Genomic DNA, 24,081 nt, shown 5'->3' on the forward strand with positions numbered 1-24,081 from the left:
GATCATGCCTTGGTCGCCGCTGAGGCGATCGTCCGACCTCGACGGAGAGGGACTCGATGGCGACTCTCGGATCCGCCCACCGGCTTCCGCTGGCGATCGCGACGGCCGGCGCCACGACGCTCGCGCTGTTCGCGCCCGCCGCGGCCGCCGACGTCCGGTACGAGCCCGGCGCCCCCGGCCTCGGCGACCCCTACTTCCCCGACCTCGGCAACGGCGGGTACGACGTCGCGCACTACTACCTCAAGACCGCCTACGACCCCGGCACCGACGAGCTCACCGGCACGACCACCATCAGGGCCACCGCCACCCAGAACCTGTCCCGGTTCAACCTCGACTTCGCCAAGATGAACGTGCGGTCGGTCCGCGTGAACGGCCGCGAGGCGTCGTTCGACCGCACCGGCGAGCGCGAGCTGGAGATCACCCCGTCCCGGGGGCTGCGCGAGCGCCACTCGTTCACCGTGACCGTCCGCTACGACGGCGTGCCGCAGCCCCTCGGCGGCCCGATCATCTTCGACCTCCCGTACGGGTTCCTGCCGACCAAGGACGGCGCGACGGTCATGGGCGAGCCCAACGGCGCGTCGACCTGGTTCCCGGCCAACGACCACCCGCGCGACAAGGCGCCGGTGACCCTGGAGACGACCGTCCCCCACGGCCTCAAGGCGATCGGCAACGGACGCCTCGTCCGGCAGTGGACCGCCCACGGGAAGGACACCTTCGTGTGGCGGGAGGACCGGCCGATGGCGACGTACCTGGTGACCAACTCGATCGGACGGTTCAACGTCTCCACGACGACCACCCCCAAGGGCGTCCCGCAACTCGACGCGGTCGACCCGGCCATCGCCTCCGACCCCGACGCGCTCAGCACCCCGCGCCACACCACGCGGGTGACCGACGAACTGGCCGGCTACTTCGGCGACTACCCGTTCACCAGCACCGGTTCCATCGTCGAGAACGACAACGTCCCACCGCTCAACCTCGAGTACGCGCTGGAGACCCAGACCCGCCCCACCTACCAGAGCCCGCCCGTCGAGAGGGGCGTGGCGCACGAGATGGGCCACCAGTGGTTCGGCGACAGCGTCTCGGTCCGCGACTGGAAGGACGTCTGGCTGAACGAGGGCTTCGCGAAGTGGGTCGAGTGGTACTGGGCGGAGAGGCACGGCGGCCAGTCCGCGCAGCTGTCGTTCCAGCAGTCCTACGACGACCCGCCGCCGATCCAGCCGGACCGGCCCCCGTTCTGGGACGTCGTGATCGCCGATCCGACCCGCGACCAGCTGTTCCACCGCGCGATCTACTTCCGCGGAGCGATGACCCTGCAGGCCCTCCGCCACAGGATCGGTGACGGGCCGTTCCTCCGCCTCGTCCGCACCTGGGTTTCGGACAAGCGGTACGGCAACGGCAGCACCGGGGACTTCGAGGCCCTGGCGGAAGGGATTTCCGGCCAGAACCTGGACGCGTTCTTCAACGCCTGGCTCCACAGCCCCGTAAAGCCCACCACCTGGTGATCCCGTTCCGGGGCCGGTGACCGAACACCGGCCCCGGGCCGCGGACGGCGATTTCGCCTCAGTCCAACAGCAGCCCCATGTAGTACTGGTCGATCCGATGCCCCTGGACCTCCAGGGCGGCCCGCCGGAGCCCCTCCACCTGGAAACCGCATTTCAGGTAAAGCGCTAGAGCGCGGCGATTGTGCTCCATAACGGTAAGTTCCAGACGTCGCATCCCCCGCGCCTGTGCCTCCCGCACCGCCTCCCGCATCAGCGCCTCGCCGAGGCCCCGCCCCCCGTATCCGGCGCGCACGCCGGCCACCACGTGGCCGGTGCGGCGGGCCCGGGCATAGGGAAGCACCGATACCTCGACGTAGCCGACCGCCGCGGGTCCGTCCAGCGCCACGACCAGGTAGGACAGATCACGCCCCTCGACGCACGCGGCCAGGCGCACTTTCAACGGCTCAAGGTCTGACTCCCGCTCCCCGGGCTCCAGAAGCATGAACTCCGTCTCGCCGTCCAGGACATACTGCAACTCCACCAGAGCAGACGCATCCCCCGGAAGCGCCAGCCTTATCAGCGGTTCAGTAGCCGTCACACTGCACAGTGTGCCAGATGCGAATACCTTTCATTCTCGCCCAAATGCCGCAATCTAGGCCAAACAAAAAGGCGAGCCCTGACCAGTGGCGACATCGCGTCTCGTTCTTCCGTACGCGCCTGTCCCGATATACACCGAAGTGAGCCGCTTCGCCCCATGCATCCGCCCCCGTGCCGGGGCACCTTCGTGGATGCGCCATGGTCGATCGACGGGAGGCCCCGCGCTCCGGGGGGCGGGAGCGCCGCGGGCTCGGAATCCGGCGGATTCCGAGCCCGGTTCTGCTTGGGCGCCTCCGGCGTCGGGGAGCAGGGGCGCACGCGTCCTTTCGGGAGTCCGTGGGGTGGGACCGGCGTGATCAGGTGTTCGGGTTGTTGCCGGTGGGGATCTGGATGCTGATCGGGAGGTTGCCCCCGGACAGGAAGAGCAGGGTCCCCAGGCGGATGATCTCGTCGAAGGCCCAGTAGATCTGCAGCAGGCCAGGGGGAGCGTCCGTGATCTTGAGCAGGCCCTCCTTGATGGCGACGAAGGTCGGCCAGAAGGCCTCGAAGGCCGGGTCCCACACCGGTTCGCGCGGGATCTGCAGCCAGCCGCAGATCTGGTCGCCGAGCATGTAGCGGGTGAGCGCGCCGAGGATGTGCGTGGTGAGGATGCCGCCGTCGATGGTGACGCCGAGGTGGAGCAGGATGTCGGCCAGCTTGACGCCCTCGGGGGTGGCGGCGAGGACCGGGTCGAGGACCTGGGCGGCCTGGGCGTTGGCCTCGTCCCACGAGTTGGGGATGTACTCGTCCAGGATTCCCAGCATGTGCGCGGTCAGCTGCCAGGAGTGCAGGAACGCCGCCGACTCGTCGGCGGGGATCGGTACCTTCCACCTGGTGAGCTGCCTCATGACCGTGGTGGGCAGGCTGTGCCAGGTGACCATCATGTCCGCCTGGCTGATCGGGATCTGCTCGTCGGCGACCTTGTCCCAGCTCGGGGACTGGGGCAGCAGGTGGCGCACGCCTGCGTGGGCCAGCCGCGTCTTGACGCAGGTGACGATCATCTCGCCGTCCGGCTGGAACGCGTTCCTGGTCCCGATGTCGTAGCCGAGCTTGGCGGTCTTGGTGATGCGGTCCCTCATGTCCGCGCCGCCCTTGGAGTAGTAGACCGCGCGCGCCTCGTGGGGGATGACCGTGCTCATCATCCCGCTGGCGAAGCCGTAGCTGACACCGAGGTAGGTGCCCCGCTTCTGGTTGAACTTGTACGCGGTGGCGAGTTTCGTCTGATCGGCCCAGGAGGGCAGTCGGCGGGCCTTCTCGATGAACTGCTTCAGGTCGGCCGGCAGCCCCGCCGGCAGCGCCTGGCCGTTCTTGGTCCAGCCCTTGAGCAGCTTGTTGACGTTGGGGACGTCGCCCCGGTCGATCAGCGAGGCGACCAGCGGGTCGGCCTCCTCGTCCCAGACCCACCGCGGGTCGACGCCCTTCCCGGCGCCCACGACCGATCCCTTGGGCGACCACGTCCACAGGGGCCTGGCCTGCGCGGGCGTCGCGACGCTCAGCGCGCCGAGCGCCCCGAGCACCCCGCCCGTCATCAGCACGTTGCGCCTGCTGGGTTGTTCCATGCCTTTCCCTCCTCGGGCCGACGGCGACGCCTGGTACGATGAAACACATCATGCTTCCGTGTATCAGGGCCTGGCATCATGAGAGCACACTGTGGCGTCCGTCACAAGACCCTTCGTGACGTACATGGACGATTCGGGCAGAATCGGTGTCTCGGGAGGGATCGTGGAACCTGTGCTGTCGTTCCTCATGACGTCGTCGGACTCGGGGTCGTTGCTGGAGAGCGTGTACGTCGAGGCCGTCGAACAGGTCGACGACGTCGACGAGACCCGTTCGCGCGTCCTCGACGCGGCCTACGCGCAGTTCTGCCGGATGGGCATCCAGCGCTCCACGATGGACGACGTGGCCCGCCGGGCCGGCGTCTCGCGGATCACCGTCTACCGGCGATTCGCCACGAAGGACACCCTGGTGGAGCAGGTGGTGCGGCGGGAGTTCCGCCGCTACTTCGACCAGTTCCTCATCGACATCCAGCAAGCCGAGACGGCCGCCGACCGGGTGGTCCTCGGCTTCGTGAGCTCCCTGCGCGCCATCCGGGGCAACCCCCTGATCGGCGGCCTGATCGCCACGGAACCGGACCTGCTCCTGCCCTCCCTGACCGGCGACGGGGGCCGGACCCTGGCCACCGTGCGGCGCTTCGTCGCCGACCAGCTCCGCCGCGAGCAGCGCGCCGGCAACGTGTCGGGCGACCTGGACACCGACTTCGTGGCCGAGATGATGGTCCGCATATCCGGCTCGCTCCTGGCGGTCCCCAGCCACATCATCGACCTGGACGACGACACCCAACTAGCCGCCCTGGCCCACCGCTTCCTGGTCCCCATGCTGGAACCCCACCCCCCCCGCCTAACCCGTTAGCGGGGCGGAGGAGGCCGGACAACGCCACCTCCAGCACCGGAGCGCCCCTACCCCCCGCAGCCCCGCTCCTGGACCTGAGGCCGAGCCCCCACGTCACAAATCCTCGCGGACGCCCCAGCCCCGTTGCGGGGTACCAATGGCCTTTATGTGGGCCGCCTCGCTTCTCGGGCCGCTGGGAGTTCCACGGCGTCATCACAAATTCGGCGCCGGTTATCCTGCCACCGAACCGGGGCTGGACCTCATCGAAGTTCCCATCAATCGGAGCATCGTCGGGAAGGCACTGGCGGACCTGAAGCGCAACCACGGAAGGGCCTTTCCGAGCTGGACGACATGCTCGGGACAATGAAGTGGAGGGCCTTCTCCCCGAAGAGATTCCCGACGTGGCTCTGAGCCTGGCGACCCTGCTGCGGCGGCTGGGCCTGCCCGTGGACAATCCCGAACCTCGGCAGGACATCCTCCTGCTCGACAACGGAATGCGCGGCACAGGCCGTGCGGCGCTGGAACAGAACACTCGTGACTGGATCGCGGAAAACCTGGTTGCCAGGCATCCGGGGCTTCGTGAACTGGCGGGCACGTACTGCCGGCGGACGATCCGATCGCGCATGATCGTCGAACTCGCCGATGCCATCGACGCTGTCGGACTGTCCGCCGAAACCGTGCGGACCGTCTGGACAGAGTTCGACGAACTGCGGGATGACACGGCCAGGAAGGCGTTCATCGAGAGGGTGGCCGATCTGCCGCGCGAAAGCTGAGGTGCGCGTGCGGCCGGCTCACGGCCACGAGTGACCCGGGCCGGCCCTGCATCGAGGCGGCCGGCCTGGGCAATAGGGAAGGCCGGCCGGCGTGCTCACGCGTCGGCCCGGCCTTTCCTGATGGGCCATGCAAGGTGACTCACGTCTCCCTGCCGGCTCGGGTTGCCTTTCGGGTCAGGCGCCGTACGGTCTTGGTCAGGTCCTGTTCGGCAGGGCCTCTGCCTAGTGCAGTCCGTAACCAAAGCCCGAAAGGCTGTGATCTTCGTGATCTCGACCAACCACCGCTGCCCCGTGACCCGCCGTCCCGAGGTCCGTGTCACCGAGCTCGACCTCATCAAGTTCGACTTCACCGAGGTGGAGTCGATCGTGGTGGAGGTCACCGTGGTGCCGATCGTCCTGCTGGACCCCGCGACGCTGCGCGTCATCGTGGTGGCGTCCATCCAGGTGCACGTCACCGTGGTGAAGACCGTCGTGATGCGGATCACCGTGGTGCGAGTCACCATGGTGCGGATCATCGTCGGGGGGTACGCCCTGGCGGACTACATCGTGATGGAGTACATCTCGGAGGAGTCCGCCGTGCTGATCTCCGCGATGGAGTGGTGGGTGTGATGACCGCGCCGTAGGCCCTCGGCCTGCGCGTCTCCACCATCAGGGTGAACAAGAAGAAGGCGCCGGCATGGCGACCGACTTCTTCGGCCCCGGCGTGAGCCGGAGGCCGACCGCAACACTCATCGGCTCGGCCGACCGCCGGTCAGAGCCGATTTCCAGCTGAGCGCGCCGTACTGCATTGGTGCGCTTTTGACCAAGTGGCCCTTTCTCTCTGAGGAAGGGCCACTTTCATTTCGGAAAGACCTCGCGACGCCGGATCGCTGAGGCCCCGGGAGGGCGACTGAGCGGCGTTCCCTGGGTGGGGACGTACCAGAAGGCGGGCGAACCGCACCGAGCCACGCGACCCCAGAGCCCCGACCGGCGTCCGCGCCGGTCAGAGACCTTGGTTGGTGGGTCGGAAGGGCGCCTCCGGCAGGATTCGAACCTGCGGCACCCGCTTTAGGAGAGCGGTGCTCTATCCCCTGAGCTACGGAGGCGTGTCGTCGCTCGCGGTAGAGCGTAGCGGACGGCACCTACAGGGTAGGGGAAGGGGTGCGGTGGGCGCTCCCTGTTATGCGCGCCGGGCTCTAGGCCGGGCGGGGGCGGTGTGGGTACGCTTCCGTCCCGTGACGGGACGGCATCGTGGGCAGCCGAAGGACCGGGACGCCGAGGACGCGGTGGGCGAGGACTCGCCGCGCGGCAGACGGATCACGGTCCTCGCCGCGGCGTTCGCGGTGCCCGTGCTGGTGGCGTCGGTGATCGCGTTCGGGCTGCGGGACGAGCCCGGCCGGGAGAGGCCGGAGTCGGCGGGCGGGTCCGCGCGGAGCGTGGCGCCGGCGGCGCCCGAGGGCGAGCCGACGTTCGGGGCGTACGTGCCGCCGGAGGCGGAGCCGCAGGTGGCGACCAAGCCGCCGAAGCGGGCGCCGCGGCCGGTGGTGACGCCGCGGAAGCGGACGCCCACGCCGGTGCCTTCCCCGTCGGTGCGGGTGCGGCGGCCATGCCCCGCCGGCTGGGAGGACGTCTGGTGGATGCGCCGGTGGTGCGAACATCACCGAAGTCGCTGAACCGGTTACGGACAGGTCATCGTAGAACCTGTAGTAGCGTTCTGCCGCTGTTCCGCTTTTGGGCATCAGGAGGAAAACCACCGTGCCGAACCCCCGGTCGGCGGCGCTGACCGCGGTCTTCCTGGTGATGACGACGCTCTCACCGCACGGCGCCGCGAACGCGGCCGCGGGGGCCGACTCGCTCGAGTCGCTGCGCCGCGAGGCATCGAAGGCGCGCACCGAGTTGGAGAAGGCCACGAAGAAGATGGAGACCCGGAAGAAGGACCTGGCCGGGTCGCAGGTGAAGCTGCGCGCCACGCTGAAGGACCTCGCCGGGGCCGAGGCGGAGTTGAACCGGATACGCGAGCCGCTGGCCAGGCTGGCGAACACCTCCTACCAGCAGAGCGGCGCTGCCGGTTCCATGGCGATCTTCGGGGGCGGCGACCCGAGCACGGCGCTGCGGTCGACGGCGGACGTGACGCTCATGGCGAGGTCGCAGCAGGCGCTTGTGGACCGTGCCGACGAGTTGCAGGACCGGCGGCAGAAGCTCGCCTCCACGGCGCAGGAGCTGCAGTCGCGCAACGCGGTCGAGCAGACCCGCCTCCAGCAGGAGGTGGACGGGTTGAAGAACCGGTCGGCGCAGCTGACCAAGCAGCTCAACTCGATGCTCGACAAGCTGGCGGTGACGCGGCAGAAGCGGCTCGAACTCGGGTGCGACAAGGCCCTGGCGAGGGATGCGAAGAAGTTCCCGAACGGGCTCATCCCGTCGAAGTACCTGTGCCCCCTGCCGCAGAAGGGCGGGCACATGCTGCGGGCGGACGCGGCGCTCGCCTTCTACAAGCTGAACGAGGCGTACAAGCGCAGTTTCGGCCGCGACATGTGCGTGACGGACGCCTATCGGAACCTGTCCGAGCAGCATCGTGTCTACGCGCAGCGGCCCGGCTTCGCGGCCGTCCCCGGGACGAGCAACCACGGCAAGGGGCAGGCACTCGACCTGTGCGGTGGTGTGCAGAGCTCGGGGTCCGTCCAGTTCAACTGGATGGAGGCCCACGCCGGGAAGTACGGATGGATCCACCCGGCCTGGGCCTACAGCAACCCGTTCGAGCCCTGGCACTGGGAGTTCGGGACGGAGAACGGCTGAGCCGGGCCGCCCGCCGTCAGCGGGAGTGCGGCACCTCGTTGGCGGGGACGATCTCCGCGGTGCAGTAGCGGCAGCGGCGGGCCTTCACCGGGATGTCGCTGAGGCACTGCGGGCACTCGCGCTCGGTGGCCTCCTTGCCGCGGTCCATCCGCTCGATCAGCTTGGTCGTCGGAAGCACGACCAGGAAGTAGACGATCACGGCCGTGATGAAGAACGCGATCGCCGAGGTCACGAAGATCCCGTACGGGAACGTGGTGCCGTCGATGGTGACGGCCAGGCGCGTGTAGTCGGGCTTGCCGCCGATGAGCGCGATCAACGGGGTGATGAAGGAACTCGCGAAGTCCTTCACGAGCCCGGCGAACGCCGCTCCGACGACGAACGCCACCGCGAGTTCGACCAGGTTCCCGCGGAAGAGGAACTTCTTGAATCCGCTCATGCCGGCTCCAGGGTTGTCGGGGGTCGCGCCCCTGGCTGTCGGGGCGCGTGAAACGGCTACGGATCGTAATGAAGTCATCCATGATTAGCCAAGTCGGCCCACTTCAGACCCGACCTGTCCGGGGTCAGGGGGCGGTGATCGTCAGGGCCAGGGGGGCGCCGGCGCCGGCCAGGGCCACCGCTTGGGGGCGGTCGGTCGCCAGGACGACCAGGGCGCCCTCTTGGGCGCCGTTCTCGTCAGGGGGTGGGGTCGCTATGACGGGGACTTCGGAAACCACCACGCGGGCGGCGTCCCAGCGGGCGCGGGGGCCGTTCGCGGGGGCGGCCTCGGACGGGACGGTCAGGACGTCCACGCGGTCGCCGGGGTGGACGAGGCGGGCGGCGCCCGCGTCGGCCAGGCGGACCGGCGTGGCGACCGTGCCGGGGCCGTAGCCGCGTAGGAGCCCGGCGCCGACGACACGGGCGTCGGTGAGGGGTTCGCCGCGGCGCATCGGTCCGGCGAGGACGCGGCCCGCTCCGCCCGTGCGGAGCGTGCCCACCGGGACGGCGGACGGCGGCAGGTCGAGGTGGCGCAGGTCGGACGGGCCGAGGGGCGTTCCGGCGGGCAGGTCGCGGGCGGCGGCGAGGACGCGGACGGACGGCGGCGGGCCGGGACGCAGTGCCAGGAGCGCCAGGCCCGCGGCGGCCGCGGCGAACAGCGCCGCCAGCGGCCGCCGCAGGCGGGATAAGCGGGCGCTCACGGCAGTTCCAGGGGGAGCTTGATGCCGTCGAGGACGGTGGGGCAGGCGCAGGTGCGCTCGGTGGGCAGTGCCTTGACGACGTCGGCGACGACGCCGCGGAGCCGGTCGATGTTCTCGCCGAAGACGCGCAGGACCTCCTCCATCGTGACGCCCTCGCCCTCCTCGATGCCCGCGTCGAGGTCGGTGACGAGGCAGAGCGAGGTGTAGCAGAGCGCCAGCTCGCGGGCGAGGACGGCCTCGGGGTGGCCGGTCATCCCGATCAGCGTCCACCCCTGCGAGGCGAACCACCGGGACTCGGCCCGGGTCGAGAAGCGGGGGCCCTCGATGACGACGAGCGTGCCGCGGTCGACCGGGTCCCACCCGGAGGTCCGCGCGGACTCGACGGCGGCGCGGCGGCCCGTCGGGCAGTACGGGTCGGAGAAGGAGACGTGGACGGCGGCGCCCTGGTCGTAGTAGGTCTGGTCGCGCCCCGACGTCCGGTCGGCGAGCTGGTCGGGGACGGCCAGCGTGCCGGGCCCGAGGTCGGGGGTGAGGGAGCCGACCGCGCACGGCGCCAGCACCTGGCGGACGCCGAGGGACCGCAGCGCCCACAGGTTGGCCCGGTAGGGGATCTTGTGCGGGGGGAAGCGGTGGTCGCGGCCGTGCCGGGGGACGAAGGCGACGCGGCGGCCCGCCAGCTCGCCGATCGCGATGGGGTCGCTGGGCGGGCCGTAGGGGGTGTCGACCCGCACCTCCTCGATGTCGTCGAGGAACGAGTAGAAGCCGGAGCCGCCGATGACCCCGATCTCGGCGACGGGCTGGGACGCGGAAGCCTGAGTGGACATGCCGCCGACCCTAGCCACCTGGGCGCCGTGCCCGGCAGACCGTCCGCAGATTGTGGATAACTCCGCCGCCGCACGAAGAAGGGCCCGGCCGGAGCCGGGCCCTTCCGCGTTCTCGGGACGTCAGCCGACCGGGTCCAGGACCTTGGGCGGCGAGGCGGGCGCCTCCTTGGCGAGCCGTCCCGGCGTCCAGATCCGCCGCCCGATGTCGTAGGACAGGGCGGGCAGCAGCAGCGACCGGACGACGAGGGTGTCGAGCAGGACGCCGAACGCGACCGCGAAGCCCATCTCGACCATGAACACCAGCGGCAGCGTGACCATGGACGCGAACGTGGCCGCGAGGACGAGCCCGGCCGAGGTGATCACACCGCCGGTGACGGTGAGCCCTCGCTGGATGCCGCGGCGCGTGCCGAGGGCCTGCGACTCCTCCCGGACGCGGTGCATCAGGAAGATGTTGTAGTCGACCCCCAAGGCGACCAGGAAGATGAAGGCCAGCAACGGGAAGCCGGAGTCGGTGCCCTCGAACCCGAAGACGTGCTCGAAGATGACCGCGCAGGCGCCGAGCGAAGCGAGGAACGACAGCACCACGGTGCCCATCATCAGCAGCGGCGCGACGACGGCGCGCAGCAGCGCGATGAGGATGAGGAGCACCACGGCCAGCACGATCGGGATGATGACCTTGTTGTCGCGGGAGGAGGCGCGCTTGATGTCCAGGTACGTCGCGGTCGTGCCGCCGACCTTGGCGTCCGCCGACGGGACGGCGTGCACCGCGGTCCGCAGCCGGTCGATGGTCGCTCGCGCGGCCTGGCTGTCGGCGGCGTCCTTCAGCGTCGCCTCGTACTTGACCAGACCGCCCGCCGCGGCGGGGGCGCTGACTTCGGCGACGCCCGGCGTTCCGCGCACGGCCTGGGCGATCTGGTCGGACGCCGGGGCCTTGCCGATGACGAGGGCCGGGGAGCCCGAGCCGGCGGCGTAGTGCCGTGCGATGACCTCCGAGCCCTTCACCGAGTCGGGCTTGCCGGTGAACTGGCCGGCGTCCGACAGGCCGTCCGCCTTGAGCGAGCCCAGCCCGAGCGTGAGGACGATCAGGCCGAGCATGGTCGCGGCCCAGAGCGCGCGCGGGCGCTTGCCGACCATTCCTGCGACGCGGCTCCAGACGCCGTGCTCGGCCTCGTACGCCTCGGGCTTGAGGTACTTGGCGTCGTAGCGGGGGATCAGCGGCCAGAACAGCCAGCGGCCGCAGATGACGAGGAGGGCGGGCAGGAGGGTCGTCATGGCGGCGAGGGCGGTGAGGACGCCCGCGGCGGCCACGGGGCCCATGCCGGCGGTGGAGTTCATGTCGGCGAGCAGCAGGCACAGCAGGCCGACGGCCACGGTGGCGGCGGAGGCGATGACGGCGGGCGCGGCGCGGTGCAGCGCGTAGGCCATGGCCTCGTGCCGGTCCTCGTGCCGGTGCAGTTCCTCCCTGTAGCGGGCGACGAGCAGCAAGGCGTAGTCGGTGGCGACACCGAAGACGAGGACGGTCAGGATGCCGGCGCTCTGGCCGTTGACGGTGAGGTCCGCGTACTTGGCGAGCAGGTACACGGTCGACTGGGCGAGGCCCAGGGCGAAGACGGCGCTCAGCACGGGGACGAACCACAGGACCGGGCTGCGGTAGATGAACAGCAGCAGGACGATGACGACGAGACCAGCGGCCATGAGCAGGAAGCCGTCCAGGCTCTGGAACACCTCGAACTGGTCGGCGCCGCCGCCGGCGGGACCGGTGACGTGCGAGGCCAGTCCGGGGGGTCCGCGCTCGGCGAGGTCGCGCGCCTGGTCGACGGCGGCGGTGAGGTCCTCGTCCGTCAGGGGCACGAGGGTCTGCAGGGCCTTGCCGTCCTTGGACGGGAACGGCCCCTGCGCCTTCTGCGCTCCGGGCAGGTTCTGGAACGCGGCCATGTCGGACTCGGCCTTGGCCTTGTCCGCCGCGGTGATCCCGCCGGAACGCTCGTAGACGACGACGGCGAGCATCGTCTCGTCCTTGCGGAACCTCTCCTCCAGTTCCACGACCCGGGTGGACTCCGCCCCGGCGGGCAGCCAGGACGCCGCGTCGTTCTTCTCGACGTCGCCGAGCTTGCCGGCGAGGGGGCCGAGGGCGGCCAGGAGGACGACCCACAGGGCCAGGACGGCCCATTTGGTGCGCCGTCCGGCGATCAGTCCGGCCAGGCGGTGTGTCCGCGGCCTCGGGGGAGCCGGGCTAGGTGCGCTCATAGGTCCTCTCCTGTGTGCACCGGGCGATATCGAGATATGTCGTGTTCGGCCCAAGAGTCTCTCGTTGAGCGAGAGGTGTCAAGTAATATCGCGAAATCGGAAAGCGTGGGGCATGGCGAGCTTCTCGATATGAGAGTCTCTCGTAAACAGAGCCAAGTCAAGCCGTGCGACAGGAGAGGCCCGGCCGGGGTGGGGGGTCGCTCTCTGTCTCTTCCATGGTCGCGGAAGGTCTGCGGCTGCGCCTCCGGCGTTAGGACGGACCTGCGCTACGCCTGCCGAGGCAAACGAAAGCCGTCGCCTACCCCTGGAGATGTAGGCGACGGCTTCCGGATACGACGAAAGCCGGGGGATCCGGCTGGATCCCCCGGGTGCGGGCGGAGATGCCTAGAAGGTCAGGCGACCTTTTCGGAGGACGACGACTTGCCGGTCGACGAGGACGACGAGTCGGAGGTCGACGAGGACGAGTCCGACTTGGCGGAGTCGCCCGAGGAACCGCCCGAGTCGCCGGAGGAGCCGTTGGACGACCCGTTCGACGAGCCGTTGGACGAGGCCCCCGCGGTGGAGGCCGACTTGCCGGAGCCGCGGCTGTCGGTGCGGTAGAAGCCCGAGCCCTTGAAGATGATCCCCGCGGCGGAGAAGACCTTGCGGAGCTTGCCGCTGCACGCCGGGCACTCGGTCAGCGCGTCGTCGCTGAACTTCTGCACGACCTCTAGAGGCTCGCCGCAGTCGGTGCAAACGTACTGATACGTCGGCACGGTTCCTCCTCGCTGACTCAGCCCGGCGCGAGCCGGACTGGCACTCACTCTAGACGACTGCTAATGGTACCCATGCGTGGAACAGGATTCGCCCCCGGGATGTTCCCAGGCGGCGCGCCGCCCAGGACCCGGCCCCGCGGGACCCGAGTCGCCGCGGGACTCCTGGTCACTGTCCCTTCTCGCCGAACCAGCCCGCCAGCCGGCCCTTGCGGCTGACCGCGCGCAGCCTGCGCTCGGTGGCCTCGCGCACCTCGGCGGTGGTCACGATCAGCAGGGTGTCGCCCGCCTGCAGGGGCGTGGTGGGCTCGGGCACGAAGCTCGCCCCGTCCCGCACGACGAGGGTGATGGACGCGCCGGGCGGCAGCCGCAGTTCGAAGATCTCCACGCCGCTGATCAGCGAGTCGGCGGGGACCCGCACCTCCAGCAGGTCGGCGTGCAGCTCCTCCAGCGGCGCCGCCTCGACGTCCAGTTCGCGGGTCTGCTCGTCGCCGGTCAGCCGGCACAGCCGCGAGGCCAGCGGCAGCGTCGGCCCCTGGAGCAGGGTGAACATGACGACGATGTTGAAGACGATCGCGAAGAGCCGGTCGGCGTGCTCCACGTCCGCGACCATCGGGATGGTGGCCAGGACGATCGGGACGGCGCCCCGCAGCCCCGCCCAGGACGCGAAGACCTTCTCGCCCCACGACAGCCGGAACCCGATCGTGGACAGCACCACCGACAGGGGGCGGGCCACCAGCAGCAGGACGAAGCCGACGATGAGCGCCGGCAGGATCTGGCCGGGGAGGTCTCCGGGGTCGGCCAGCAGGCCCAGCATCACGAACAGCCCGATCTGCGCGAGCCATCCGACGCCCTCGGCGAAGCCTCGGGTGGCGGGGCGGTGCGGCAGCCGCGCGTTCCCGAGGACGAGGGCGCTGACGTAGACGGCGAGGAACCCGCTCGCGTGCATCAGGGAGGCGGCCCCGTAGGAGCCGATGGCCAGCGACAGGACGGCGATGGGGTAGAGGCCGGACGCCGGGAGCGCGACGCGGCGCAGCGCCTGCGCGCCCAGCCACCCGATGGCGACGCCGACGATGCCGCCCGCGACCAGCTCGTAGACCATGACGCCGAGCAGTTCGGCCATGTTGGGGACGGCGGTGTGGGCGCTGAGCGTGATCACGATGATCACGACGGGGGCGTCGTTGAAGCCGGACTCGGCCTCCAGCAGGCCGGTCAGCCGGGAGGGCAGGGGCAGCCGCCGCAGCACCGAGAACACCGCGGCCGCGTCGGTGGGGGCGAGCACGGCGGCGAGCAGGAACGCGGGACGCCACTCCAGGCCGACGAGCCACATGGCGGACAGCGCGACGACGACGATGCTGATCAGGGTGCCGAGGGTGGAGACGCTGAGCGCGGCCGGCACCGAGGGCCGCACGCGCCGCCAGTTGGTGGTGATGCCGCCCTCGGCGAGGATGAGCACGAGGGCCGCGAGGCCGAGCGTCTCGGCCAGTTCCGCGTTGTCGAAGCGGATGTGGAGGGGGCCGGACTCGCCGATGAGAAGGCCGAGGCCCATGTACGCCAGCAGCGTGGGGAGGCCCGCCTGGTGCGACAGCCTGACCGCGATGATGGCGCTGAGTACGAGCGTGGCCCCGAGGAGTAGCCAGATGTCGAGGTGCACATCCCACCCTTCGGGGTCGTCAAAGTTGATCGTTTAGGAATCCTACAGATTCACGGGCGAATCGCATATTTACGATTGAGGGACGGCGTGTCCGTCATGGCCGCTATCGCCGTGTGACCAGTGGATTGAGCCCGTTCACCACGTTCTGTACGTCTCGTCCCTGAACGGCCGCGGTGACGTTGTCGCGCACCATCCCGAGCAGGTTGAGCTGCGACTGGACGGACGCCCCCGCCGTGTGCGGCGACAGCAGGACGTCCTCGCGGGAACGCAGCGGATGCCCCTCCGGAAGCGGCTCCTGCTCGAACACGTCCAGGGCCGCCCCGGCCAGACGTCCCGAATCCAGTGCGGCGAGGACGGCGCCGTCAGGCGCGATGCCCCCGCGCGCCACGTTCACCAGCAGCGCCTTGTCCGGCAGCAGGGCGAGCCGCTCCGGACCTATCAACCCCCTTGTCTCCTCGGTCAGCGGCAGGGCGAGGACGAGGACGTCGGACGTCGCCACGAGCTCGTCCAGCTCCCGGTACGTCGCCGGCGCCTCGGGACGCCTCCGCCTCGTCCAGTACGAGACCGCGCAGCCCAGAGCCGCGAAGAGCCGCGCGGCCTCGGCGCCGATCGCCCCGAACCCGACGATGCCGACCCGCTGCGTGTGGATCTCGCGCGGGCCGAGCGCCGCCATCTCCATCTGCGGCCATCCGCCCGCGCGGACGGCCCGGTCGCCCCGCGCGAGGTTGCGGCACAGCGCGAACGCCGCGCCGACCGCCCACTCGGCGACCCCGCGCGCGTTGAATCCCGCCGCGTTCGCCACGGGCACGCCCGCGGACGCCCACGCGGCGACGTCGATGCTGTCGATCCCGACCGCGGGCATCTGGACGAACGACACCCGCGGCGCCGCCGCCACGGCCTCGGCGTCCAGCGCCAGCCGGCCGGTGAAGTCGCCGATCACCAGGTCGGCGCCGGCGAGCGCGGCGAGCAGGCCCGCCCGGTCCCTGGTCTGCGGGAACGCCACCTCGGCGGCGTCTCCCAGCGGCGCGAACAAACCATGGACGATCTCGTCCGCGATCGGGGGCAGGGAAAGGATCCGCCACGGCGCCGTCATCTCGTACCTCCCGTCAGGCCGTACTCGACCGCGTCCCCCATCCGCGATCTTGGCCCCCTCACTCTACGAGCAGGCCCGGATCCGCGAGCAGGTCAGCCCAGGCGGACCAGCCCCTGCGACGGCGTCACCACCGCCCGGACGCGCTGGTCGTGCGGCTCGGCGGGCACGCTCTCCACCAGTTCCCCGTCGAACAGCAGCGCCGCGGTCAGGATCGCCGGGCCCACGCGCGCCAGCGCCCGGTCGTAGGAGCCGCCGCCGCGGCCGAGGCGCACGCCCGTCCGGTCGACCGCCACCGCGGGCACCAGCACGACGTCCGCGCTGGCCACCGCCCCGGGGCCGCGCGGCGGCTCGGACGACTCCAGGCACCCGCGGGCCCCGGGGACGAGCGAGTCGGGCCCCTCGTAGGACGCCCAGTCGAGGTCGCCGTCCGGGAGCAGGCGGGGGACCAGCACGTACGTCCCGCGCTTCCACAGCGCGAACAGCAGGCTCCGCGTGTCCGGCTCGTCGCCTATGGAGACGTACGCCGCGATGGTCCCGGCCATCTCCACCTCCGGGACGGGCAGCAGCGCGTCCCGGATCGGGCGCGCCGCGCCGGAGCGCGTCTCGGGCGGCATCGCCGCACGTCGTGCGAGCAGTTCGGCCCGGAGGCCGGTCTTCGTAGCGATGGGGTGCACGCTGTGGTCCTCGTGGATGGCTAGGGTCGTGTATATGGCCGACATTGCACCAGTGCTCAAAGCGGTCGTCCCGGCGGCCGGCCTCGGTACCCGATTCTTGCCCGCGACCAAGGCGACTCCCAAGGAAATGCTGCCGATCGTCGACAAACCGGCGATCCAGTACGTCGTGGAGGAGGCGGTCGACGCCGGGCTGACCGACGTCCTGATGGTCACCGGGCGCAGCAAGCGGTCCATCGAGGACCACTTCGACCGAGCGTACGAGCTGGAGGAGGCGCTGCGCGCCAAGGGCGACGACGAACGCCTGGAGGCCGTGCACGAGTCCAGCGATCTGGCGATCATGCACTACGTCCGGCAGGGCGAGCCGCGCGGCCTCGGGCACGCGGTGCACTGCGCCCGCCAGCACGTCGGCCGCGAGCCGTTCGCGGTGCTGCTCGGCGACGACATGATCGACGCTCGTGACAAGCTGCTGCAGCGCATGATCGAGGTGCGCGGCCAGCACGGCGGCAGCGTCATCGCGCTGATGGAGGTCGAGCCCGATCAGGTGTCGGCGTACGGGTGCGCGGCCATCGAGGCGACGGACGAGGAGGACGTCGTCCGCATCTCCGACCTCGTGGAGAAGCCCGCCGCCGAGGAGGCCCCCAGCAACTGGATCATCATCGGCCGCTACGTCTGCGACCCCGCGGTGTTCGACGTCCTGGAGAAGACCCCGCCCGGCCGCGGCGGCGAGATCCAGCTGACCGACGCGCTGCGCACCCTCGCCGACATGCCCGCCGACCAGGGCGGCGGCGTCTACGGGGTCAAGTTCCGGGGCCGCCGCTACGACACCGGCAACAAGCTGGAGTACCTGCGGACGGTCGTCCAGTTCGCGGCGGAACGGCCCGACCTGGCGCCGGAGTTCCTGCCGTGGCTGCGGGAATTCGTCCGGACGCAGGACGGCGTGGGCGACACAACGGATTCGTGACGAGGCGTCAGACTGGGGCCGTGGCTATGAGAACGGTCGACGAGCATCTGACGGAGATCCTCGGCAGCGTGGCACCGCTGCCGCCGCTCGAGCTGGCGCTGCTGGAGGCGCACGGCTCGGTGCTCGCCGAGTCCGTGTCCGCGCCGATGCCGCTGCCGCCGTTCGACAACTCCGCGATGGACGGCTACGCCGTCGTCGCGGCCGACATCGCGGCGGCCACCGAGGCCGGTCCCGTCTCGCTGCCCGTCGTCGGCGACATCGTCGCGGGCGACTCCGGCGTGTCGGCGATCCGGCCGGGCCTGACCGCCCGGATCATGACGGGCGCGCCGCTGCCGGCCGGCGCCGACGCCGTGATCCCCGTCGAGTGGACGGACGGCGGCAACGCCACCGTCCGGATCTCGCGCGCCGCCCCGCCGGGCAACTACATCCGGCGGGCGGGGGAGGACGTCCTCGCCGGGCAGGTCGTCGCCGAGGCCGGCGCCCGGATCACCGCCGCGCAGATCGGCATGCTCGCGGCGGTCGGGCGGTCCCGGGTGACCGTCCGGCCGAAACCGCGCATCGTGGTCGTCTCCACGGGCGACGAACTGCGCGAGCCGGGCACCTCCCTGGCACCCGGCCAGATCTGGGAGTCCAACAGCTTCATGCTCACCGCCGCCGTGGTCGAGGCAGGGGGAACGGGCTTCCGGCAGGCCACGGTGCAGGACGAACCCGCCAAGGTCTTGGAGATGCTCCACGACCAGCTCGTCCGGGCCGACGCCATCGTCACCACCGGGGGCGTCTCCATGGGCACCAGGGACGTCGTCAAGGAAGTGCTCACCGGCACCGGGACCGTGGCCTTCCACAAGGTGCGGATGCGGCCCGGCAAGCCGCAGGGGTTCGGCCTCCTGGAAGGCGTTCCCGTCTTCACGCTCCCGGGCAACCCCGTCAGCGCGTACGTGTCGTTCCAGGTGTTCGTCCGTCCCGCCCTGCGTGTCATGCAGGGGTTGCCACCCGAACCGCTCCCCACGGTGAGCGCCGTTGTCGCCGAGGACATCAAGTCGCCCGCGGGGCTCCGCCACTTCCTGCGGGGGAGACTCTCGTTCACCCGGGGCTTCTACACCGTCACGGCGGCCGGCGTGCAGGGCTCGCACCAGCTCGGGTCCCTGTCGTCCGCGAACGCGCTCATCGAGATTCCGGAGGACGTCGAAGCCATGCCCGCCGGTTCGCACGTCGAGGTCATGAGGTTGCCATCATGAGTGCCATGGGGTCTGAGTTCACCCATCTGGACGACAAGGGATCGGCCCGCATGGTCGACGTGTCGTCGAAGAACGTCTCGTCCCGGACGGCGACGGCGACGGGGTTCGTCCGCCTGTCGCCCGAATGCGTCGACCTCCTGCGCGCCGGCGACATCCCCAAGGGCGACGCGCTGTCCGTCGCCCGCATCGCCGGGATCATGGGGGCCAAGCGCGTGCCCGACCTCGTCCCGCTGTGCCACCCGATCGCGCTGCACGGCGTCACCGTCGACCTCGCCATCGACGACGACGGTGTCGCGATCACGGCCGTCACCCGCACCGCCGACCGCACCGGCGTGGAGATGGAGGCGCTCACCTCCGTCACGGTCGCCGCGCTCGCGCTGGTCGACATGGTGAAGGCCGTCGACCCCGCCGCCGTGATCACCGACGTCCGGGTCGAGGAGAAGACCGGCGGCAAGACCGGCGTGTGGCGCCGGTGATCAGGGCGATGGCGGTCACCGTCTCCAACCGCGCCGCGGCCGGCGTCTACGAGGACAGGTCCGGCCCGGTGCTGGTCGAGATGCTGGAGGACATCGGCTGCCAGGTGGACGGCCCCGTCGTCGTCCCGGACGGCGAACCGGTCACCGGCGTCCTGCGCGACGCGGTCGCCGCGGGCTACGACGTCGTCGTCACGTCCGGCGGGACCGGCCTCACCCCGACCGACCAGACCCCCGAGATGACCCGGCCGGTCCTCGAACGGGAGGTCCCGGGCATCGCCGAGGCCATCCGCCTGGAGGGCCGCGAGAAGGTGCCCGCCGCGATCCTGTCGCGCGGCCTCGCCGGCATCGCGGGCCGCACCCTCATCGTCAACCTGCCCGGCTCGACCGGCGGCGTCCGCGACGGCATGACCGTCCTGGCCCGCGTCCTGCCCCACGCGGTGGACCAGATCAACGGCGGCGACCACCCGCGGGGCTAGGCGCGGATGACGTGGACGCCGGCCTCGGTGAACGCGGCGAGTTCGGACTCGGGGGCCGTCGCGTCCGTCACCAGGACGTCGATCTCGTCGGTGCCGCAGATGCGGGCGAACGCACGGTGCCCGATCTTGGAGCCGTCCGCCACCACGACCACCCGGTCGGCGCGCTCGGCCATCAGCCGGTTCACGACCGCCTCGCCCTCGTTGTGGCAGGTCGCGCCGTGCCGCGCGGTCAGCCCGTTCACCCCGATGACCGCCACGTCCAGCGTCACGTGGTCGAAGATGCCGGTGGCGAGCGGCCCCGTCAGCTCGTAGGACTGCGGGCGCGGCACCCCGCCCGTCAGGACGATCTTCACGTGCGGCCGGACGGCCAGCTCGTTGCCGATGTTCAGCGCGTTCGTCACGATCGTGATCGCCGGGGTCGGCCCCTCGGCGTGCAGGTCGGCGCGCGTGGCGAGGGCCCGGGCGACCTCCGAGGTCGTCGTCCCGCCGTTCAGCCCGATGATCGACCCCGGTTCGGCCAGCTCCGCGGTCGCCGCCGCGATCCGCTGCTTCTCCGACGCGTGCCGCGCCGCCTTGTACCGCAGCGGCAGGTCGTAGCTGACGCTCTGCGCGACGGCGCCGCCGCGCGTGCGGGTCAGCATCTGCTGCTGCGCGAGCTGGTCGAAGTCGCGGCGGATCGTCGCGGCCGACACCCCGACGCGCAGGGACGCCTCCTCGACGGTCAGCCGCCCGGCGTCCGCGAGCAGTTCGAGCAGCGCGTTCCAGCGCTCGTGCCGGGTCACACCGGCCCCCTTTCCGGCGGGTGGACGGGAGTCCGGGGACGTGGTCATCCGCGGAGTCTAGCCGTGCGCGCCCCTGGTCTTACCTGAGCGTTACGGCCATGGAACAATCAGGATCGATCATAGGCATGCATAGAGGGGATTCCATGGCGAAGCCGGACGATGAGGGCGCCGTTTCCTTGACCAACGCGCGGATCGTCCTCCCGGACGGCGTCCGCGACGGCGCCCTCCACATCGCCGGCGGCACGATCGCGGCCGCTCCGGGCCCCGGCTCCGGCGAAGTGATCGACCTCGCCGGACGGCACGTCGTGCCCGGCTTCGTGGACATGCACGTCCACGGCGGTGCGGGCGCCTCCTACCAGCTCGGACGCCCGGACGAGGCCCACCGGGCCGCCTCCTTCCACCTCGCGCACGGCACCACCACCACGATGGCGAGCCTCGTCACCGGCGACCCGGAGGAACTGGCCGGTGCCGTCGAGGGCCTGGCCGACCTCGCCGCCGACGGCGTGATCGCGGGCGTCCACCTGGAGGGCCCCTACCTGGCCCCCTCGCGCTGCGGCGCGCACGACCCGGCGCTCCTGCGCGACCCGGACCCCGCCGAGTTCCGCCGCATCGTCCGCCTCGGCCGCGGGCACGTCCGCATGATCACCCTCGCGCCCGAGCTGCCGGGCGCCCTCGACCTCGTCCGGGAGGCGGTGGACGCGGGCGTGATCGCGGCCGTCGGCCACACCGACGGCACCGGCCGGTCGGCCCGGGCGGCGTTCGACGCGGGCGCGCGCGTGGCGACGCACCTGTTCAACGCGATGCGCCCGCTGCACCACCGCGAGGGCGGGCCGGTCGCCGCCGCCCTGAACGACCCCCGGGTCACCGTGGAGCTGATCAACGACGGCGTCCACGTGGACCCCGCCGTGGCCCGCCTCGTGTTCGCCGCCACGCCCCGCGTCGCGCTCATCACCGACGCGATGGCCGCCGCCGGGATGGGCGACGGCGACTACCGCCTCGGCGTGATGGACGTCGAGGTCCGCGACGGCCGCGCCGTCCTCGCGGGCGGGACGTCCATCGCGGGCAGCACGATCACCATGGCGGACGCCTTCCGCCGCGCCGTCGCCGACCTCGGCCTGCCGGTCGAGCGCGCCGCCGAGGCCGCGTCCCTCACCCCGGCGCGCGCTCTCGGCATCGACGCGCGCGTCGGGTCACTGGAGCCCGGCAAGGACGCCGACCTGGTCGTCCTGGACGACGACCTGCGCGTCGACTGGGTGATGAAACGGGGCCGACGCCTGTGACGGCGGTGGTCGAACGTCCCGCGTGCCCGATTTCTCGGGGACAATATGGCGTTCAGACATCCGACCAGGGAATCATGGAACCGTGGAACGTTTGCGGGGATGGCCGGTCACCTTGACCGAGGGCCCTGTAGGGCTGCGCCCGCTGCGGCACCGCGACGCCGCCGTCTGGCGCGATCTGCGGGTCCGCAACGCCGACTGGCTCCGCCCCTGGGAGCCCACCAACCCCGAGACGCCGCTGTTCCGCAGCGGCCTCGGACCGTACGTCAGCATGGTCCACACCATGCGCCGCGAGGCCCGCCACGGCCTCGCCCTTCCGTGGGTCGTCACCCACGAGGGCGATTTCGCCGGTCAGCTCACCATCGGCGCGGTCGTCTGGGGTTCGGCCCGGTCCGCGCAGATCGGCTACTGGGTCGACAGGCGCGTCGCCGGCCGCGGCGTCATTCCCACCGCCGTCGCCCTCGCCGTCGACCACTGTTTCTTCACCGTCGGCCTGCACCGCCTCGAAGCCAATATCCGTCCGGAGAACACCGCGAGCCGCCGCGTCGTCGAAAAACTCGGATTCCGCGAAGAGGGAATTCGGCGCCGCCATCTGCACATCGACGGCGCCTGGCGCGACCACATCTGCTACGCCCTCACCGTCGAGGACGTGCCCGGTGGCCTGCGCGCCCGCTGGCTGGCAGACCGGAAACAGGCATTTCCCCGGCGCACCTGAGCGGCCCATGACTTTCCCGCCGTAAGAATCCTGCGATCGAGAAGTCCCGGCAAACGGAGAGTAACGGCGAGATCGATCTCGCGACACACCGCCCCTTATGCTCGTCAACCTCTGACAGCCCCTCGTACCGTGCGGGGCGTGGCCCTGCTCCCATTGCACGTTCGCGCGCCGAAAGTCGGCCCGCCTGGCGAGTGTGCCCTGGAACGGTGGGGCCGATGAGCAGCGCCGTCCTTTACCTCGCGATCGTCGCCGTCTGGGCCGTCGTCCTGGTACCCATGTGGCTGCGCCGCGACACCGAGACCACGGGAATCTCCCGCCTCCTCCACAAGCGCCCCGACGAGCCCGCCGCCGAGGACGACGAGGAGGAGACGCTCCGCGAGGAGGAGATCCCCGCGCCGCGGCGCCCGGTGAGCCGCGCCACCGTCATCGCCCGGCGCCGCCGCCGGACCACCGGCCTCGCCGCGCTCCTCCTCACCTCCGCGGCCGTCGCCGCCTCCGGCCTCACGCCCTGGTGGATCACCGCGCCCCCCGTCCTGCTCCTGTCCGGCCACCTGGCGCTCCTGCGCGTCGCCGTGGGCATGGACACCGCCCGCCGCCGCGCCATGGCCCAGGCCCGCGCCGCGGCCCGCGCCCGCGCCCTGGAGGCCCGCCGCGCCGCCGAGACCGCCGAACCCGCCGAGGTCATCGAGCTCGTCACCCCCGACGAGGTCTTCGACCAGTACGCCGACGACCGCCGCGCCGTCGGCGAATAACCGGTGCGCGAGCACTCCCCGATGTTTGCTAACCTTACGGAGTCCTCGGGGCTGTGGCGCAGTCCGGTAGCGCACCTCGTTCGCATCGAGGGGGTCAGGGGTTCAAATCCCCTCAGCTCCACCGAGAACACGCAGGTCACAGGCTGGTTCAGGAGAGATCCTAGACCGGCCTTTGATCATTTGCCACCACGTCGCCACCAGACGGCGCGCTCCGGCCACCAGCCCAGCCGCCGCTACGGGGACGTCGCGCCGTGCACGTCTCTCGACGCTGGTAGCCCAAGCCTCACGGGCGAAAGGTGCTCCGCCAGGTAGCGTCCACGTCGGCCCGCTGCCCCCCGTCCCCGGCAGTAGCCGAGGGGCTGGCATGGGGAGGGCCTACGCCCCCAACTGCCAGTTGGGGCCGAAGCCAGACTGGGGGGTCAGTTGGTCGGACGCGTGCCCGATGAACTGGTCGAGCGCGGCCTGACAGTGTTCCCCCTGGGCATCCCGTTCCCCACGGGACTCCGCCTTTCGGATCCCTTCAGCGGAACTTCGAACTTGCTGCGCGGCAGCGATCAAGAAGTTGTCGTTGGAGAGCAGCCGGATCTGGGTGATGGCCCGGTCGACGACGGCCTGCAACCGGTCAGCCTCGGCGCGCGCGTCCAGGAAGTCCTGCCCCTCCTGGCCCTCTTGCTTGCGATACCAGTGAGTCAAGCTGGAACGGTGGTAGTCAGTGGCGGCGGCGACGAATTCCGTGTAAGCCGACAGGCGTTCCTGACGTAGGCGCTGAAACATCTCCCTTGTTTCGGCTCGGCGGCTTTGCCTGACCTGGAACAGGTGGGTCAGAGCGGAGCCGAGGAGGGTTCCGGCGACCGCGAGTGCGCTGGCGAAGAAGGCGTTCACCCCGTCAGTGGACCAGAGCGCGCAAGGCGTGGGAAGTCTCGGAAGGCGGATGAGCC

At 70.9% G+C, this 24,081-nt stretch carries 25 protein-coding genes and 2 tRNA genes; 14 read left to right on the top strand and 13 right to left on the bottom strand.

What is annotated here, in order from left to right; genetic code table 11:
- Positions 1–56 precede the first annotated feature (56 nt).
- Positions 57–1,502: a M1 family metallopeptidase gene (locus BJ999_RS07225; RefSeq protein ID WP_179832556.1), complete on the top strand. Its 1,446-nt coding sequence runs from the start codon at positions 57–59 to the stop codon at positions 1,500–1,502.
- 58 nt (positions 1,503–1,560) lie between these two features.
- Here BJ999_RS07225 and BJ999_RS07230 read toward each other — a convergent pair whose 3' ends face one another.
- On the bottom strand, positions 1,561–2,022 hold the full coding sequence (locus tag BJ999_RS07230; RefSeq protein WP_179832557.1) for a GNAT family N-acetyltransferase: 462 nt from the start codon (positions 2,020–2,022) through the stop codon (positions 1,561–1,563).
- Between the two features lie 412 nt (positions 2,023–2,434).
- On the bottom strand, positions 2,435–3,676 hold the full coding sequence (locus BJ999_RS07235) for an oxygenase MpaB family protein (RefSeq protein ID WP_179832558.1): 1,242 nt from the start codon (positions 3,674–3,676) through the stop codon (positions 2,435–2,437).
- Between the two features lie 163 nt (positions 3,677–3,839).
- Here BJ999_RS07235 and BJ999_RS07240 point away from each other — a divergent pair, with 163 nt between their 5' ends.
- The 3 genes from BJ999_RS07240 (at position 3,840) to BJ999_RS07250 (ending at position 5,887) form a co-directional block, all read left to right on the top strand.
- Complete coding sequence (locus BJ999_RS07240; RefSeq protein WP_229810278.1) at positions 3,840–4,526, top strand: TetR/AcrR family transcriptional regulator; 687 nt, start codon at positions 3,840–3,842, stop codon at positions 4,524–4,526.
- 380 nt (positions 4,527–4,906) lie between these two features.
- Complete coding sequence (locus BJ999_RS07245; RefSeq protein WP_179832559.1) at positions 4,907–5,278, top strand: hypothetical protein; 372 nt, start codon at positions 4,907–4,909, stop codon at positions 5,276–5,278.
- Between the two features lie 264 nt (positions 5,279–5,542).
- Positions 5,543–5,887 carry a hypothetical protein gene (locus BJ999_RS07250; protein WP_179832560.1) on the top strand — a complete coding sequence of 115 codons (345 nt, stop codon included), beginning with the start codon at positions 5,543–5,545 and terminating at the stop codon, positions 5,885–5,887.
- A 403-nt stretch (positions 5,888–6,290) separates the two neighbouring features.
- On the opposite strand, the gene BJ999_RS07255 is transcribed toward BJ999_RS07250, so the two are convergent.
- Positions 6,291–6,363: transfer RNA gene (locus BJ999_RS07255), tRNA-Arg, on the bottom strand.
- Between the two features lie 129 nt (positions 6,364–6,492).
- On the opposite strand from BJ999_RS07255, the gene BJ999_RS07260 reads away from it, so the two are divergent.
- Positions 6,493–6,930: a hypothetical protein gene (locus BJ999_RS07260; RefSeq protein WP_179832561.1), complete on the top strand. Its 438-nt coding sequence runs from the start codon at positions 6,493–6,495 to the stop codon at positions 6,928–6,930.
- Positions 6,931–7,012: 82 nt separating this feature from the next.
- The gene (locus BJ999_RS07265) at positions 7,013–8,050 is read left to right on the top strand and encodes a M15 family metallopeptidase (RefSeq protein ID WP_179832562.1); all 1,038 of its coding nucleotides are present in this window, start codon (positions 7,013–7,015) and stop codon (positions 8,048–8,050) included.
- Between the two features lie 16 nt (positions 8,051–8,066).
- On the opposite strand, the gene BJ999_RS07270 is transcribed toward BJ999_RS07265, so the two are convergent.
- The 8 genes from BJ999_RS07270 to BJ999_RS07305 form a co-directional block, all read right to left on the bottom strand.
- On the bottom strand, positions 8,067–8,486 hold the full coding sequence (locus BJ999_RS07270) for an MscL family protein (protein ID WP_179832563.1): 420 nt from the start codon (positions 8,484–8,486) through the stop codon (positions 8,067–8,069).
- A 124-nt stretch (positions 8,487–8,610) separates the two neighbouring features.
- A complete protein-coding gene (locus tag BJ999_RS07275; protein ID WP_179832564.1) occupies positions 8,611–9,225 on the bottom strand; it encodes an RcpC/CpaB family pilus assembly protein in 615 nt (204 codons plus the stop codon).
- The gene (locus BJ999_RS07280) at positions 9,222–10,049 is read right to left on the bottom strand and encodes an S-methyl-5'-thioadenosine phosphorylase (RefSeq protein WP_179832565.1); all 828 of its coding nucleotides are present in this window, start codon (positions 10,047–10,049) and stop codon (positions 9,222–9,224) included. Before BJ999_RS07280 ends, BJ999_RS07275 begins: the two co-directional genes overlap by 4 nt.
- 120 nt (positions 10,050–10,169) lie before the next feature.
- Positions 10,170–12,296 carry an MMPL family transporter gene (locus BJ999_RS07285; protein ID WP_179832566.1) on the bottom strand — a complete coding sequence of 709 codons (2,127 nt, stop codon included), beginning with the start codon at positions 12,294–12,296 and terminating at the stop codon, positions 10,170–10,172.
- 392 nt (positions 12,297–12,688) lie between these two features.
- Positions 12,689–13,051, bottom strand: coding sequence for an FmdB family zinc ribbon protein (locus tag BJ999_RS07290; RefSeq protein ID WP_179832567.1), 363 nt, complete (start codon positions 13,049–13,051; stop codon positions 12,689–12,691).
- A gap of 166 nt (positions 13,052–13,217) precedes the next feature.
- Positions 13,218–14,702: a potassium/proton antiporter gene (locus BJ999_RS07295; protein WP_179832568.1), complete on the bottom strand. Its 1,485-nt coding sequence runs from the start codon at positions 14,700–14,702 to the stop codon at positions 13,218–13,220.
- A 103-nt stretch (positions 14,703–14,805) separates the two neighbouring features.
- Complete coding sequence (locus BJ999_RS07300; RefSeq protein WP_179832569.1) at positions 14,806–15,795, bottom strand: NAD(P)-dependent oxidoreductase; 990 nt, start codon at positions 15,793–15,795, stop codon at positions 14,806–14,808.
- Between the two features lie 92 nt (positions 15,796–15,887).
- Positions 15,888–16,469 carry a 5-formyltetrahydrofolate cyclo-ligase gene (locus BJ999_RS07305; protein WP_268247810.1) on the bottom strand — a complete coding sequence of 194 codons (582 nt, stop codon included), beginning with the start codon at positions 16,467–16,469 and terminating at the stop codon, positions 15,888–15,890.
- A 34-nt stretch (positions 16,470–16,503) separates the two neighbouring features.
- On the opposite strand from BJ999_RS07305, the gene galU reads away from it, so the two are divergent.
- Genes galU through BJ999_RS07325 form a run of 4 tightly spaced genes read left to right on the top strand, consistent with a single transcriptional unit; the run spans position 16,504 to position 19,617 of the window.
- On the top strand, positions 16,504–17,430 hold the full coding sequence (galU, locus tag BJ999_RS07310) for a UTP--glucose-1-phosphate uridylyltransferase GalU (RefSeq protein ID WP_179832571.1): 927 nt from the start codon (positions 16,504–16,506) through the stop codon (positions 17,428–17,430).
- A gap of 26 nt (positions 17,431–17,456) precedes the next feature.
- Entirely contained in the window at positions 17,457–18,665 is a 1,209-nt protein-coding gene (glp, locus tag BJ999_RS07315) for a molybdotransferase-like divisome protein Glp (protein ID WP_179838388.1), read from the top strand.
- Positions 18,666–18,670: 5 nt separating this feature from the next.
- Entirely contained in the window at positions 18,671–19,141 is a 471-nt protein-coding gene (gene moaC / locus BJ999_RS07320; protein WP_373292723.1) for a cyclic pyranopterin monophosphate synthase MoaC, read from the top strand.
- Positions 19,142–19,149: 8 nt separating this feature from the next.
- Positions 19,150–19,617, top strand: coding sequence for a MogA/MoaB family molybdenum cofactor biosynthesis protein (locus tag BJ999_RS07325; protein ID WP_179832573.1), 468 nt, complete (start codon positions 19,150–19,152; stop codon positions 19,615–19,617).
- Here BJ999_RS07325 and BJ999_RS07330 read toward each other — a convergent pair.
- Positions 19,614–20,447, bottom strand: coding sequence for a DeoR/GlpR family DNA-binding transcription regulator (locus BJ999_RS07330; RefSeq protein WP_218934978.1), 834 nt, complete (start codon positions 20,445–20,447; stop codon positions 19,614–19,616). The two genes, BJ999_RS07325 and BJ999_RS07330, sit on opposite strands and share 4 nt — an antisense overlap.
- 95 nt (positions 20,448–20,542) lie before the next feature.
- On the opposite strand from BJ999_RS07330, the gene nagA reads away from it, so the two are divergent.
- The 4 genes from nagA (at position 20,543) to BJ999_RS07350 (ending at position 23,264) form a co-directional block, all read left to right on the top strand.
- Entirely contained in the window at positions 20,543–21,679 is a 1,137-nt protein-coding gene (nagA, locus tag BJ999_RS07335; RefSeq protein ID WP_179832574.1) for an N-acetylglucosamine-6-phosphate deacetylase, read from the top strand.
- Positions 21,680–21,761: 82 nt separating this feature from the next.
- Positions 21,762–22,391, top strand: coding sequence for a GNAT family N-acetyltransferase (locus BJ999_RS07340; protein WP_179832575.1), 630 nt, complete (start codon positions 21,762–21,764; stop codon positions 22,389–22,391).
- A 215-nt stretch (positions 22,392–22,606) separates the two neighbouring features.
- Positions 22,607–23,143 carry a divisome protein SepX/GlpR gene (sepX, locus tag BJ999_RS07345; protein WP_179832576.1) on the top strand — a complete coding sequence of 179 codons (537 nt, stop codon included), beginning with the start codon at positions 22,607–22,609 and terminating at the stop codon, positions 23,141–23,143.
- 47 nt (positions 23,144–23,190) lie between these two features.
- Positions 23,191–23,264 (top strand) — tRNA-Ala (locus tag BJ999_RS07350).
- A gap of 254 nt (positions 23,265–23,518) precedes the next feature.
- On the opposite strand, the gene BJ999_RS07355 is transcribed toward BJ999_RS07350, so the two are convergent.
- Positions 23,519–24,025 carry a hypothetical protein gene (locus tag BJ999_RS07355; protein ID WP_179832577.1) on the bottom strand — a complete coding sequence of 169 codons (507 nt, stop codon included), beginning with the start codon at positions 24,023–24,025 and terminating at the stop codon, positions 23,519–23,521.
- Positions 24,026–24,081: the final 56 nt, after the last annotated feature.

The sequence above is a fragment of the Actinomadura citrea genome (assembly GCF_013409045.1).
In the GTDB taxonomy this organism is placed as follows: Bacteria; Actinomycetota; Actinomycetes; order Streptosporangiales; family Streptosporangiaceae; genus Spirillospora; species Spirillospora citrea.